Raw genomic sequence first — 14,842 nt, forward strand, 5'->3', positions numbered from 1 at the left:
TCCTGTTTGAAGGGTTGGTTCGCTCGTACTGTCGAATAGGCCACCACTTACAAGCAATTAATATGCTTGGAGTAATCACCTTGTTAACATTCAATGAGCGAAAGTCCTCCCAAAGAAGCTCGATTCCACAGCCTGCTATTCACCCGTCTCAAAGACTATATCGACGAAAATCAGACACCTTTCGCAGAACCGACTACTGAGCAAGATGTAGATGGTAGAGAAGCAGATATCTATATTCCGAGCCACACAAATGGTAGCCTGGTAATTGAAGTCAAACGGAGTGACACTTTCCCACGAAGAAAAGATGTAATCAAGCAGGCCCGCGATTACGCAGACGATCTTAACGCAGATTTTTTCGCAACCTGTAATTCTGAATCATTTTTCTTATTCAACTATCAAGGGCAAATTGATCCTTCCGATATTCCGTATTACTCTCTCAAACTGACAAACAAGTCTGTTAAAGAATCTGTTCCGGAGATTTTGGAGGCAGTCTCTACGCTATACAATCAAGGGGAACTACCCCGTCAAACAGAGAGGGATCGTGTGGTTAATCTCCTACATTCGTTTCACGCATCTATTTGGCCCGCATATAAATACGAATCTAAGCAGACATACAATAGTAACGAGAAATTCATCAATCAATTCGACAAATGGGTACACGAGAATGACTATTCCAGTCTCTCAAATGAAGAACAGCATGAGGTAGCGGCTAAACAGTACGCATATTTACTCACCAATAAGATTCTATTCTATGAAGTCGTTAGGGAAAAAACACCAGATAATATTCCCACAGCAAGTGGAAATTCGCTTGAACCACTAACTGGCGTTACCACTATTGACTATCTCGACGAACATATCCGCCGTAAATTTGACAGTATCGTTGAAGAGATCGACTACAAGCCAATATTCAATAATGACAGTAGTTTATTTGAGAATTTCCCCGAGAACAAAAAGACGAAAAAAGACATTCACAGCTTAGTAGAAGATATAGAAAATATCTCAGTCGGGGACATTGACGAAGATCTTCTTGGTGGAATCTACGAAGAGCTTATCCCTAAGACCGAACGGAAAGCCCTTGGACAATTCTATACGCCTCCCAAGATTGCGGAAACAATTGTTAATTGGTGCCTCCGCATGGATAACAACGGTACTGATGACAGTACCATCTCCCGGATATTAGATCCCGCATCTGGAAGTGGAACGTTTAGTGTTGAATCGTATAAGGGGCTGAATAAATCCTCACTAAGCTCCGGCCACCAACAAATAATTGATAACATAGTTTCTATTGACATTAACAGGTTCCCGCTTCACCTTACTGCTCTAAACCTGGCGAGTCAAAATATCAATGAAAAGACAGATGCTATCCACGCGTACAATGATTCCTTCTTTAATTTTGATCCTGATACTAACTTCCTTCAGGACTCACGGATCGATGACAATGCGGAAGAAGAATCTGAAGAGGAAATGGGATTATTTGATGCTGTCGTAGGAAATCCTCCGTACATCAGACACGAGAGTCTTTATCCAAATAAAGAGCATTTCCGAGAACATCTCAAAACATTTGGTTCAAAAAGTCGGACAACATATTATGATGGTAGTAAAAGCCTCTCTAAAAAATGTGATGCGTATATTTATTTCGTGACTCATGCTACACAGTTCCTCCGAGAAGGTGGTCGGCTTGGTTATATTATCCCGACAAAATGGATGATGACAAGATACGGTGATAGCTTCCAGACATTCTTACATGATCACTACAAAATAAATGCTGTTGTTGGGTTCTCAAATCGTTCATTTGAGGATGCCCTTGTGGATACGGCCCTACTCCTAATTGAACGGTGTGAGGATGAATCTGAGCGGCGTGACACTACAACGCGATTTATTCGTATCAAGAAAAAAATGGAACCTGAAGATATTGTTGATACTGCTGATTACAATTTTAATTTAGAGAGCGATGACGAGCTGATCCTCCGGAACAGACCCAATTATAGAATCGTAGCAGTAACTCAGTCCTCGCTGGAAAAAAGATCTTCCTCCAAAATTGCTCACTACCTCAAGGCTCCGCAAGACCTTATTGAACTAACTGAGAACCAGACTATGGTTTCGCTTGACACCTTAGCTGATGTGTCATACGGTAACAAAACCGGTGCTAATGACTTCTTCTTTTTGTCTGAAGATGATTTAGAGACCTGGCCAATTGACGATCGGTTCTATCGCCCGGCACTCAAAAGTTATCGTGATGTACAGGGGCATACAGTCACAAAAGAAGATACAGGGCTGTATATTCTTGATGTAAATGGCTATATTAATGAGATTAAAGAAGATACACAAGGTCTTGCTTCGAATGCTGACCTTACAGAAAGGGCTAAAAACGCTCTAAAACGCGATGGTTATGATGTACTTGCCGAGTACGTTGAACATGGTGAACAGCAGGGCTATCACAATAGATCCACTCTCAAGTCTCGTGACGTTTGGTTCAATATGGGTGATCTTGAACCGCCACAACTTGTTCACCCATACGGCATTGATGAGCGAGTCGTCGTTGTATCTAACGCCGACAAGCTAATTCCATCTAATCGAGTACAATGTATAAATATAGACCCTGAAGTCAAATCGGATGTTTTTGCGGGCTATCTCAACTCCACCGTTCATTCTGTTCTTCTTGAATTTTGGGGAAGGAATGAAGGGGGTGGATCTCTCGAAATTATGACCTATGAGCTTGAAGAAATACCAGTAGCAAACGTGTTAGACATGACTGAAGATGAACAGAACGCTATTTCAGAGGCCTACAAAAGCCTAATAAATGGTGATGAAAATGCGCAAACCAGACTTGATTCAGCTGTTCTTAGTGCTATTGGTTCAGATATTGAAGCAGAAAAGCTTCAAGAAATGCGTAGTGTAGTTACTGAGAGTCGTGTCCAAGGGGCCAAAGAAACAGATGTACTTGTGGGGGATCTTGACCAGTTTGACGAGGTTGGAACCCGAAGTTTCCACCGTGGAGGTCTCGATGACGATCCCGACTCCGGTAGCAATTCCTCACTATCTGACTTTTAGTCTGATGACATAATTTTATACGTTCTCCATAAGAAGATTATCTCGGAAGTATGACTGACGAATTTGCTCAGTATGTGGATGGTGGTATCCACGCATCGACAGCAGGTAACATGTTCAGAATGTGGGGAACCTTTGGCGCTTATGGTAAAAGCGAAGTCTACCCAATTGGAATCTCGTTTCACTGGCCGGATTCTTGGGATAACTTGACGCCTGGAGAATCCGAAGAGCCAAGAATAGGTAAGCTCGAATCCTTGGCAAAGATAGCGGAAAGAGCAAATATACCGTTGATTTGGTTCGGAGAACATAAAATAAGCTGGAGGTCGGGGCAGGGAACTGTTGAGATCGGCAAAATCAAGCACTCTGGTGACGGGACTTTTACAAAGGACTTACAGACGGTCAAGATATCTGAACTTGAACCTACTATTCAAGATTTATTTGATACCGATTCTGACGTTGACGGCGGGGCATACAAGCCGAAAAATAAAAAGACAAATTCATTTCAGGAATATACCCGAGAATATCTGCCAAGTAGTTATGTAATCCAGGACTTTGACATATTTGTTGAAAAGGAGCCTGGAGATCCGGCGGCACTAATTGAAATAAAGAGATCTGGAATCAGTCCTAACAGCTGGACACCTTACTCAAATGATTGGCCAAACTACTACTTACAACTCAGTTTAGCAGAAGAAGCCGATATTGAACCAATACTTCTTCACCACGAGAAAAAGTTAGTTGAAGATCAGCAGGTTGGATACTATCATAATTTAGAACGGCCATCGAGTCCTGATACAAACTCTGATGACAGCTTCCTTAATTGGGATAAGAAAATCATTCCAGCACACGAAGCTCGGAGGAAACTTCAGGATTGTGACTTTGATCCTAATTAATTTCTAACGCTAATCTTGTGGGTATATGGTATTATAACTCCCCTTATTTCAGATTATAATTAATAGTTGAGTTATAATTTCTCCACTTCGATATTCAATGTACTCTTTGGGTTTCCATTGTCGATGTGTGTCATTATATTTGGGTGATCATTGTGTCCATATCTCCCTAACTGTAAAATAAATCACCTGCTGACTCTTCTGAGAGGTTTTTAATTTGAATGACTGTTTCCCTCAACACTATCTAAAAATTTGTCTCTGTCGATACTGGCCCTGTTAGAATTAATTTTGGTTGTAATTCATCAATTGTGTTTTTATTTGGGTTCAATGTTGATACTTGTCATCGGTACTTACCGATGCCTAATATTTTGTGTATTTCACAGGACTTGTCGATGTTTGTTTTGCTTATTGTCGATATTCTATCTACTTCGGTATTCAGTTATTGATGGTCTCACCAGAATTAGAAGGGGCACCTACTGCTCGCTTGTGTGACGGTGATCGAAGCTCACCGGATATTCACGCTCTTTTTACTCCTGCCCGTGGCTCACACCCCTTTATACCTTGACGGACTGTGTACTGGATAGGATTGAATATTAAATTTAATACTATATTGGATACTAAATTGGATAGTTAAATTTTGATATTCGTTGGCCATACCTCTAATTGGCTATTAAAGTTGAATATTCAAATTGAATAACCAACTGAATACTCACATGTTCTCGATCTCTACCGCATCTCGCATGATTTTTTCAACGTTCATGTTAATTCCAAGGTCATCAAAGACACGTTCGATTTCATCGATGACGGCTTGTTGGGCGGCAACCTGCTTTTGAAGCGATTTGTTCTTGGCTTCAAGTTTGTTCAGTCGGTCTTCACAATTGGGGTCTCCGGTCTCAATGTCGTGATTATCAACAAATTCGCGCCCACTATCAGTCAATTGAACCCGACGTGTGACGTATGAACCATCACTAACCCCGGATGTTGCCGACACGAGACCCATATCATCCAACTTATCTAATCGATATGATGATTGGGACGGTTGATTCATCCACAAGATTCGATCCCGTAGTGTGGATGTAGTGGTCTCACCACCTTGTTCAACCAGAACCGACAGCACTTCCCGGTCTCGTTGTTCGATTGAGTCCGTCATTGTGAATCACCATTATCATGTCTCAATTCAGGATCATCAACATCCCCGGCCGTCACGCCAAGACGAGTCTCCCACGTGAGATCATCCCAATCGGCTTTGAACGTCAAGTTGTGAGTTGCCTTTGCCGTCACGTGGTTTTTACCGTCATCCATCACCATATTTTCAGGAGCGTCGTCAATGATTGACAATTGTTCGACATTGTCACCGGATAGAGCCGCCAATTCAGTCGGATTATCAACCCGTTCTCTCACATCAGAATCGACATTATCGATGACGCTATCATACCACTCGGCGTTGATCTGGTCATAATCAATTTCAGGATCAGTCGCCTTACTCTTGGCTTCTCCTCCACTTATGTCAAAGAATTGATTTAATATTTTCTCAACCTTAGATTCGGAAACATACGCCTGTGGTAGTATATTCTCAAACGCCTCTTGAATCCAATCAATACGGATGTCTCGTGGTGTGTTACCACCAACATTGTTCTGATAGCCGTCACCCCAATCTTCCGGGTTGGCGGTATTCATCGAGACCACCCATTCATCCGCATTTTCGTCAATCCACGCACCAATTGTGGTCTCATAAGTCTCGCTGATAACATCAATCTGAACTGCCATCACTTGATGGAGCGAATTGAACGATTGGGACATATAACACCCAACAGCCGCCGATATTGCCTCTCGCCACTTGCGTGGGCCGTATACTTCTTCAACACAATCAACGATATGGGGAGGAATCCACGCATTAACCTGTTCAGAAGCGTCAGAATCGCCGTACTGCTCTGTATCCACATCCACATTACGACGAGTTTCGGTCAACCCCCACACGTCAGTCCCCTCTTTTTGTATGATACGAGCGTTATTATGCCGGACTTGTTCGCTTACAGACGACAATGTAGTATTATGCCGCCGAAGGAACATCATATCCATCATTTCGCTGATGACGACGCCCTTCGATAGTTTTCGATTCCCGGATTGGGCGATTGTTTTGATCACCGACAAGTCCCCAAGATTGATTGTCGGTTGCTTTTCGACCGCTTCTGCCGTATGACATGTTATTTCTCTCATATTACTTACTTAGTGATAGGAGCATATAAAGATAAAGGGTTATAATGTATTGAGTAGGTTATTATTTTTCTATTAAGGACTGATACCATTATGAAATTCCAAAGGGAGACAGTTAATGCCGGGTGTTATGCGTACATAAGACGATAAATCACCCTTCATTTGCGTTATTTGGTGGGGTGGTGGTATTTGACGGTCTCGCCAAATGAAGGGGTGGGTAGAACAAGTGGACGTGTTATACAATATCTAATTATCAATTAATAACGACCTGAAACGGTTATTATTCGATTCATTATTTACCAAATCAAAATATCGGAGTAAAACACGTCACAATTGACGGTGGTGGGGGAGGGTGGCGTAGTGATGGTGGTCTCGCCAAAAAACGGGGTGGGTGACGCTCCCCCAATCCACTCTCGCTGGTCTCACACGTCCGATATTAACGGTGAGAGAGACGCCACCTGTCGTTCACACGACGCTCCCCCAATCCACTCTCGCTGGTCTCACTCACCCCTATTCACTAATAATTTATCCGATACATTATTAATTAATTAATAATATATACAAGTGTTTATTATATGATTAGTAGTAGTAGTAGTTCGAAAGATCGATCAGGAGAGACTGACAGCCGACCGGACGTGTGGACGGGAGACGCCCGCTACCGTCCATCTTGCCATCGACACGTGATGGTTGGCCGGGCGCACCCATCCCGTGATTTGCGCTATACCCGATCACCACGGCACCCTCCCCCCACCGTCCATAATGTTGGTGAGCAACGACCGGACGGTATGGATATATCTCGTCAATTCAATCGAATATTCGGAAAAGAGCGCCCAAAAGATGGTGTTTTGGTTGTTAGTTATCGAACAACCGTGAGACCAGCGTGTGCGATATTGTTTTCGACAATTTCGTCAGCGTCAGTCTCAACGATGAACCCGTCACCAGCGTCCATCACACGTACTGGTGCGCCCAATTCCGGCTGATTCAATACGAATTGAACCATCGGGCGTTCGCACGCAGGAACGTCGGCGGCGATAACTTCGATATTCTGTTCTTCATCTCTATTATTTATGTCATTTTGTATTGACATACTATCGATTATATATGTATTTAAAAAAGTATTTGCCGTCGTTGCTCAAATACCCAATTCTTCTCGGCGCTTATTCATCTTGTCTTCTTCTGAACGCATATCATAATGTGCGTTCATAGTTCTCCGAGTTACGTCACATCGTCCACCCACCACTTCTTCTGATGTATCTTGGAGTAGAGACGTAATCACGCCCCGACGAAAGGCGTGTGTGGCGCTACTACTCTCACACTTACTGGCGTGGTTCCTCTGTGTGAATTCGCATTCGTCGGGATCTTCGCCGTGTGGACATTTTCGGCCGATTTGACATGGTTGTGTCCACCTATACGCCGTCTCTCGCAACGCCGTCCGGCTGATTCTTCCGTAGGAAGTCGTCAGTAGTGGCTTTCTTCCGTCCATTACCTGTTCGTGGCGTGTGTTCTCGATGTAATCAGACAGTATATCACACATACGCTCCGAAATCGCTACTTTCCGCTCTCCGTTTTCTTTATTTTTGAGTGGAGTATCAAAATTGGGTCGGTGAACAATGTCTAACGACTGTTCTTCTACATTCACGTCGGCAACGTCGAGTCCACGAACCGCACCAGCACGGAGACCGGTGTGAGAAAGGAGCGCGATAATAACGTGTTCTAACGACGCGTATCGAAACTTCTCCAAGTGATCGACAATTGCCTTTTGACGGTCGTGGCGGACAATATCAGAACGCTGTGCGCCTCTTGTGTGTGGACTTTCGCATACGTCCGGAATACCTTCTTGGACGTAACCACGCTTCTCACACCACTCCAACAGCATTCTGAGGCTGTCCATTTGTGTTTTTACTGTCTCAAGTGCGTGATCATCGAACCGCCACGATTTGTACTGATCAATATCTGCTGGTTCGAGTTGTTCCAGGGTGTTGATGTTATTGTTTTGGCAAAACTCAACGAAGTGGCCTAACCGAGACCGGTAGGAATAGATAGTGCTGTCGGCGTACTCAATCGACTTGTCTGAAAGAAACGATTCTACCGCTTCGCCCACATCAGCGTCGGGCTTCTCGCATTTTCGGGTCATAGTCTTTCATCGGCAAGAGACGATTTTCATGGACTGCCGGGCTGTCGCGGGGCGGAGGCACGCTTATTCTGATGTTAGATTGCTGTTTTCGGGCGGTAGCGGGGCTGTCGCGGTAGATGCCGCGGGTTCAAATCCCGTCGCGCCCGCTTACTTACGAAGCGTTTCACGACAAGTACTAATTCTACCGTAGCGACTCGCTACGCTACGGAATCAGACAAATCGGTTCCTTCTGAACCCAGTCCTGAAATCGGGTTGAATACGTCACCGATCGCGACCCCTTCGCGCGTCGCGGTCGAGTCCGCTCATGTTCGTTCTATGGCCGCCGGTCAGAAATACTTACAACAAACAGGTATTTAGAAATATACTCAATATTATATTTATTCGTGTCTCCACCAAAAATTTTGTACTTCATCAAAAAGTCTAGTTTAAATTAATTTTCTAAATACAGACACTATTAAACACCCAATTACGTAATTTATTTCTACTATATATGTATTGTTTGGAATCTTATTGTCTAATTCAATTACTCCGGACTGGTCTCATGTGAGATGTGAACCCGAGGGGTTTGTTGAATATCATCCATCGCCTTCGTCAGGTTCGACACTCGCTAACGGTCACTCTGCCGATAGCGGACCTCACAGACAAAATATCAAATTTACATATATAAACTCTTTCTGGTAGTTGCGTCTAACTACGACTGCGGGCACCCCTACCGTCACAATCTCGTTCCGCGTTTCACTCTCCCGACCTAGGCCCGACCGCCCGACTCTCGAGGCGCGAACCGGTACGGACGGCTCGCCGCCGGCGTCCGTCGCGCCCCCTCGCGACGCGGCACCGGTCCGTCCCCAGAAGACTATTCCGCTCGGTGGCCGTGCCTCGGGTATGAGCGATTCAGACGAGTCGGGCGGCGACGGGAGCGGTCGGCGAACGAAGGTCGCCAGGCTCATCGACGAGTACGGCTTCGAGAGCCTGGGCCCCGAACTGGAGCGCCGATGGACCGCGGACGGCGACGACCGACTGAGCCTGCGTGCGCTCGCCGACTACTTCAACCGGCAGCTGCTGGCGGAGCGGCTGGCGGACGCGGGGATGCAGCCGCTCGACGGCGAGACCGAGAACATCTACCGACTGCTGACGGACGACGACGTCGGCAGCGCCGACCGGACGCGGACCCGCCGGCGACTCGAACGCAACGCCGTCGACGTCGAGGGGCTCCGGAGCGACTTCGTCACCTACCAAGCGATCCGGTCGTACCTGAAGGGCGACCGCGGTGCCGAACACGCCACGGACGACCGGCCGCGGACGGTCGTCGAGACGGAGCACATCCAGCGACTCCGCGGGCGGGCGACGACGGTCACGGAAGAGCGGCTGGACCAGCTTCGGAACGGCGGTCACGTTCAGATCGGGGAGTTCCGCGTCTTCGCGGAGATCAGCGTGTTCTGCGAGGACTGCGGCACGCGGTACGAGATAGAGGAGCTGCTCGAACGCGGCGGGTGCGAGTGTTCGGAGTGACCGCGCGGTCACTCCGTGCGTCGCGGCCCCGTCGCTTCAGCGGCGTTGCGACCGTTCAGGGGTCCGTCCTTAAGATTTATCTGTCCACCGCCGCCATCTGTTCGCAATGGAGATCGAACAGGTAACCGATCACGATGCCACCCTGCGGGCGGAGAACATCGGGGGGATCGAGGAGACGACGGTCTCGTTTACCCCCGGCGTGACGGTGCTCGTCGGACGCAACGCCACGAACCGCACCTCGTTCCTCCAGGCCGTCATGGCCGCGCTCGGGAGCGAGAACGTCGCGGTCAAGGGCGACGCCGACGAGGCCGCCGTCGAACTCTCGATCGGCGACGAGACGTACACGCGACAGTTCCGCCGGCGAGGCGACGGAATCGCGTCGTCGGGCGAGCCGTACCTCGACGACCCCGACCCCGCGGACCTGTTCGCGTTCCTCCTCGAATCGAACGAGGCGCGACGGGCCGTGGCCGCCAACGCCGACCTCCGGGAGGTGATAATGCGGCCCGTCGACGTCGACGACATTCGCGCGGAGATCGACGGCCTCGTCGAGCGGCGAGACGCACTCGTGTCGGAGCTCGACGAGCTCGATTCCCTCAAACGGAAGCTCCCGCCGCTTGAGGAGAAACGGCGCGACCTGCGGTCGCAGATCGAGGACAAGAAGGCGGAACTGCGCGCGAAACAGGACGAGCTCGCGGCCGCCGACGCCACCGTCGACGAGAGCCGCGACGAGGCGTCCGAGCTCGACGAGAAGCTCGACGAGTTGGGGTCGAAGCGGTCGGCGCTGGACGACGCTCGGTACGAACTCGAGACCGAACAGGAGAGCCTCGAGGCGATCACGCGCGACCAGCGCGAACTCGAGCGCGAACTGGCCGATCTCCCCGACGTTCCGGACGGGCGGATCGACGAGATCGAATCGGAGATACGGCAGCTCCGGGACGAGAAACAGCGGGTGACGAGTCGGGTGAACGAGCTTCAGGGCGTCATCGGCTTCAACGAGGAGATGCTCGACGACGCCGAGTCGGCGGCGTTCGACGACCTCGGCGACGCGGACGACGACGACGTGACCGGGCAACTGCTCGCGGCGGACGACGTGACCTGCTGGACGTGCGGCAGCAGCGTCGAACGGGAGCAGATCGAGGCCACCCTCGACCAGCTGCGAGACCGCAGCCAGACGGCGGTCGGCAGGGCGAAAGACCTCGAAGACGAGATAGCCGAGCTGGAGGCGGAAAAGCGCGACTACGAGCAGTCACGGCGCGAGCGCGACCGGCTGGAAGAGCGGCTGTCCGCGATCGAACGCGAGCAGGGCGAGATCGAAGCGCGCATCGAAGACCTTCGCGAGCGCCGCGAGACGCTGATCGACGAGATCGAGGCGATTCAGGCCGAGGTCGAGGAGCTGGAGGACGACGACGCCAGCGCGGTGCTCGACCTCCACAAGGCGGTGAACGAGCTCGAGTACGAACTCGGCAAGTTGGAGAACGACCTCGAACGCGTCGATTCCAACGTCACCGAGATCGAGGACCGCCTCGCCGACCAGGACGAGATCGAGCGCGAGCGGGAGGCGGTCTCGGACGAGATCGAGTTGCTCCGGACGAAGATCGAGCGCATCGAGGAGAGCGCGGTCGAGCAGTTCAACGACCACATGGACACCGTGCTGGCGCTGCTCGACTACGACAACCTCGACCGGATCTGGATCGAGCGGGTCCAGCGGGACGTCCGCGAGGGGCGTCGGACGGTCACGAAGACCGTGTTCGAGCTTCACGTCATCCGCACGTCGGCGTCCGGGGCCGCCTACGAGGACACCGTCGACCACCTCTCGGAGAGCGAGCGCGAAGTGACGGGGCTCGTGTTCGCGCTCGCCGGCTACCTCGCCCACGAGGTGTACGAGGCGCTCCCGTTCGTGGTGCTCGACTCGTTGGAGGCCATCGACTCCGAGCGGATCGCGACGCTCGTCGAGTACCTCGACGACTACACCGGCTACCTCCTCGTGGCGCTGCTTCCCGAGGACGCGGCCGCCCTCTCCGACGAGTACGAACGTATCACCGACATCTAGCCCCGGCGCGGCCGCGAGAGCCTGCGGTCGCCCGCTCCGACGGCCTACCCTCCCGGATCCTCGCTCGGCGCACGCCGCTGCCGACAGCGCAGAATAACGCTCCCGTCGCAGAATAACAGTCGTACTATTGTTATTCTCGTGACCGAGCGGACGACCGCGCCCGGCGCGATTTGCGCGACCGTGGCTGATAAGACAGAATTATTTTACAATGGCACGTACATGATATAGTTATTATGTTTCTGTAGCACTCACGTACGGCGATTGTACGACTTATAACTTGAAACCAAATACCCTCAACTCTCGTATGTTACTGCCAACGGCCGTCGAACGCCCCCGGAGCGGCCGGATCTCGCCGCCCGCCACCGGCGGTCCGCTCGGACGGCGAGGACGGGGTGACCGGTACGTATTTGCCCGTCGGCACGGAAGGCTCGTCCGTATGTCGGGTCGTAGCGACGCCCCACTCGACGGAGTGGTGTTAGACGACGTCGATCCCGAGTCGATAGCGCCGGCCGAACTCCGTGCCGCCCTCGAGTCGGAGCGCTCCTTGGTCCGTCAGCGCGGCGCGCGCGTCTGTGCGGCGCTCGCGGCCGACGACGTCGACAGGGTTCGCCCGTTCGTCGAGGAACTGGGCGCGGTGCTACGCGACGACAACGCGGGCGTCGTCCAGACCGCGGCCGCGGCGCTTCAGGAGATCGCAGCGCTCGACGCGGCAGCGCTCGTGCCGGTCGTCGACGACCTCGCGGCGTTGGTGGGGTCGGATCTCCCGAGCGTTCAGTTGGCGGGCGCTCGGCCGCTCTGCGACGTGGCCGAGGAGCGGCCGGCCGCCTGCGTGCCGGTCCTCGGAGCGCTCCTCGACGGGCTCGGTGACGCGCCGGTCACCGCCGGCGGCGACTCCGCCGTCGCCTACGTCGAGGACCCGGGGACCAAGGAGGCGATCCAACAGCGCGAGCGGGAGAGCCGGGAGTACGAGCAGCACGCGCGCCAGCTCGCGTCGAACGTCGTCATCGCGGCGGCGAACGCCGAACCGGCGGCCGTCGCCGACCACGCCGCGACCCTCGCCGACCTCGCCGCCGCGGACGACGCCGTCGTTCGGAGCGCGGCGCTGGACGCGCTCGGGTCGGTGGCGCGGGCGTCTCCCGAGGCGGTGCGACCGCACGCGTCGGTCGCCCTGACGGCGCTGGACGCGGAGGCGAACCTCGTCCGAGCGCGCGCAGTCAGGCTGTTCGGCTTCCTCGGCGACGAGGCGCACGTCGAGGCGCTCGAACGCGTCGCGGCGTCCGACCCGGACGAGGAGATCGCGACGTTCGCCGCGGAGACGGCGTCGTTTCTCGCCAGCTGACCGCCGGCGTCTCACCCGTCCATCGCGTGCAGTGTCTCACCCCTCCATCGCCCGCTGCGTGCAGTACCAGTACGCGCCGCCGAACACGACCAGACAGCCGACGACGAGGATCGCGTCCACCAGCGCGATGACGTAGGCGGCGGTCCCGGGCTGGAGGAACAAGAGCGAGAACGCGAGCAGCACTCCCATCACGATGACGACGGCCAAAAGCAGCGGCAGCTGGGTCCGTTGTTCGCACACCGCGTCGACGATCGCCTCTCTGAGCGCCATACCCGTGCCACTGCGTCGACGGTGATTAACGTCCCGGTCCGCTCGCCGACCGCCCGCGCCGCCGTCGCGCGTCTCGCCGGTGTTTTTATCACTCTGCCCCCGGTCGCGATCGTATGACACGCGGTCTCGTAAGCCTCGAAGAGACGGACGCACACCGCGATCTGCTGGCGGAGGCGGCGGCCAGCGCCCGGGGAAGCGACGACGACCTCGTGGCGCTGTGGCACCTCGACGCCGACGAGTACGACGAGGACGTGACGACGCTCGAAGCCGTGGGGCGGATCGAGAACGTCGAGTACGACCGCGCCAGCATCATCGACGGCGCGACGGCGAAGGCGCGGTCGTTCGTCACGGACGTGCTGGGCGACGCCCACGTCGACGTCCAAATCGCCGTCAGCGTCGGCTCCGAGGACGACCGCGCGGAGCGGGTCCTCGACGCCGCCGACGAGCACGACTGCGGCCACGTGTTCGTCCTCGGCGACTCGCGATCCCCGACCGGGAAGGCCGTATTTGGCGACTTCGCTCAGCAGGTGGTCCTCAACTTCGAGGGGTACGCCACCGTCCGGACCGTCTGACCCGTCCGCGGCGCGGTCACCGATTCCTCGGCCGCCGGCCCCGCCTCCTGACTCGACGCCCTACTTGAGCCCGGCGACGGTGTCGGCCGCCGTCTCGAGCGTGGCGTACGAGTCGGCGCCCGTCTCCGCCTCGTAGATGAGCCACTCGACCGCGTTCTCGCGGGCGAGTCCGACGGTCCGATCCAAGTCGAGGTCGCCCGTGCCGACGACGACCGTGTCGCCGGCCGCGGCGTCGTAGTCCTTGAGATGGACGTGCGTGATCCGGTCTCCGTGGGCGTCGAGGTAGGCGAGCGGATCCTCGCCGGCCGCGCCGGCCCACCCCACGTCCAGTTCGAGGCCGACGCCGTCGGCGGCCTCGAGGAGGTGCGTCAACGCCGGGCGGCCGTCGAGGGAGACGAACTCCTGGTCGTGGTTGTGGTAGTGTACTCGGAGGTCGCGGTCGGCGAGCGCGTCGGCCGCGGCCGAGAGCCGGTCGGCGGCCGCCTCGACGGCGGCGACCGACTCGAAGTGCTCGGGGCCGAGCCACGGGACGACCACGTCCTCGTACCCGACGCCGCGGGCGGTCGCCGCGACGGCGTCGGGGTCGGCCTCGATCGCCTCGAGACCGGCGTGGGCGGCGGCGGGGGCGAGCCCGCCCGCCGCGAGCGTCCCGGCGACCGCCGCCGGCGTCGCTTCGCCGAGACCGGCGAACTCCACGCCGGTGAACGCCGTCGCACCGACGCGGTCGAGTACGGTCGGCAGCGGGTCCTCGACGTCACGCAGACTGTAGAGCTGGAAGCCGAATTCCGTCATACCGGAACGTCACGACGCCGCGGTATA

Annotated in this window: 12 protein-coding genes; 6 read left to right on the top strand and 6 right to left on the bottom strand. The window is 53.8% G+C overall.

Translation table 11 applies throughout. From position 1 onward, the window contains the following. The first annotated feature begins 93 nt into the window (after positions 1 to 93). Positions 94 to 3,051: an Eco57I restriction-modification methylase domain-containing protein gene (locus ACZ5KW_RS04115; protein ID WP_343776200.1), complete on the top strand. Its 2,958-nt coding sequence runs from the start codon at positions 94 to 96 to the stop codon at positions 3,049 to 3,051. 50 nt (positions 3,052 to 3,101) lie between these two features. After that, entirely contained in the window at positions 3,102 to 3,938 is an 837-nt protein-coding gene (locus ACZ5KW_RS04120) for a hypothetical protein (RefSeq protein WP_343776199.1), read from the top strand. 706 nt (positions 3,939 to 4,644) lie between these two features. Here the strand turns inward: ACZ5KW_RS04120 and ACZ5KW_RS04125 are convergent. The 4 genes from ACZ5KW_RS04125 to ACZ5KW_RS04140 all read right to left on the bottom strand — a co-directional run bounded on the left by ACZ5KW_RS04125 (position 4,645) and on the right by ACZ5KW_RS04140 (position 8,250). Continuing rightward, positions 4,645 to 5,085, bottom strand: a complete 441-nt coding sequence (locus ACZ5KW_RS04125; RefSeq protein ID WP_343776197.1) for a hypothetical protein — start codon at positions 5,083 to 5,085, stop codon at positions 4,645 to 4,647. Further along, positions 5,082 to 6,152 carry a hypothetical protein gene (locus ACZ5KW_RS04130; RefSeq protein WP_343776195.1) on the bottom strand — a complete coding sequence of 357 codons (1,071 nt, stop codon included), beginning with the start codon at positions 6,150 to 6,152 and terminating at the stop codon, positions 5,082 to 5,084. The genes ACZ5KW_RS04125 and ACZ5KW_RS04130 overlap by 4 nt, the downstream gene beginning before the upstream one ends. A gap of 853 nt (positions 6,153 to 7,005) precedes the next feature. Continuing rightward, complete coding sequence (locus ACZ5KW_RS04135) at positions 7,006 to 7,236, bottom strand: hypothetical protein (protein ID WP_343776194.1); 231 nt, start codon at positions 7,234 to 7,236, stop codon at positions 7,006 to 7,008. Positions 7,237 to 7,281: 45 nt separating this feature from the next. Continuing rightward, positions 7,282 to 8,250: a tyrosine-type recombinase/integrase gene (locus tag ACZ5KW_RS04140; protein ID WP_464388582.1), complete on the bottom strand. Its 969-nt coding sequence runs from the start codon at positions 8,248 to 8,250 to the stop codon at positions 7,282 to 7,284. Between the two features lie 915 nt (positions 8,251 to 9,165). Here ACZ5KW_RS04140 and rdfA point away from each other — a divergent pair. The 3 genes from rdfA (at position 9,166) to ACZ5KW_RS04155 (ending at position 13,181) form a co-directional block, all read left to right on the top strand. Then, positions 9,166 to 9,792, top strand: coding sequence for a rod-determining factor RdfA (gene rdfA, locus ACZ5KW_RS04145; protein ID WP_343776191.1), 627 nt, complete (start codon positions 9,166 to 9,168; stop codon positions 9,790 to 9,792). Positions 9,793 to 9,898: 106 nt separating this feature from the next. Further along, complete coding sequence (locus tag ACZ5KW_RS04150; protein WP_343776189.1) at positions 9,899 to 11,842, top strand: archaea-specific SMC-related protein; 1,944 nt, start codon at positions 9,899 to 9,901, stop codon at positions 11,840 to 11,842. Between the two features lie 436 nt (positions 11,843 to 12,278). Beyond that, entirely contained in the window at positions 12,279 to 13,181 is a 903-nt protein-coding gene (locus tag ACZ5KW_RS04155; protein ID WP_343776188.1) for a hypothetical protein, read from the top strand. A 36-nt stretch (positions 13,182 to 13,217) separates the two neighbouring features. Here ACZ5KW_RS04155 and ACZ5KW_RS04160 read toward each other — a convergent pair whose 3' ends face one another. Then, a complete protein-coding gene (locus ACZ5KW_RS04160) occupies positions 13,218 to 13,451 on the bottom strand; it encodes a hypothetical protein (protein WP_297885289.1) in 234 nt (77 codons plus the stop codon). Between the two features lie 113 nt (positions 13,452 to 13,564). Between ACZ5KW_RS04160 and ACZ5KW_RS04165 the strand changes: the two genes are divergently transcribed. Beyond that, a complete protein-coding gene (locus ACZ5KW_RS04165) occupies positions 13,565 to 14,023 on the top strand; it encodes a universal stress protein (RefSeq protein ID WP_343776187.1) in 459 nt (152 codons plus the stop codon). A 60-nt stretch (positions 14,024 to 14,083) separates the two neighbouring features. Here ACZ5KW_RS04165 and ACZ5KW_RS04170 read toward each other — a convergent pair whose 3' ends face one another. Further along, on the bottom strand, positions 14,084 to 14,815 hold the full coding sequence (locus ACZ5KW_RS04170; protein WP_343776186.1) for a sugar phosphate isomerase/epimerase family protein: 732 nt from the start codon (positions 14,813 to 14,815) through the stop codon (positions 14,084 to 14,086). Positions 14,816 to 14,842: the final 27 nt, after the last annotated feature.

This window comes from Halorubrum ejinorense, from assembly GCF_055389685.1.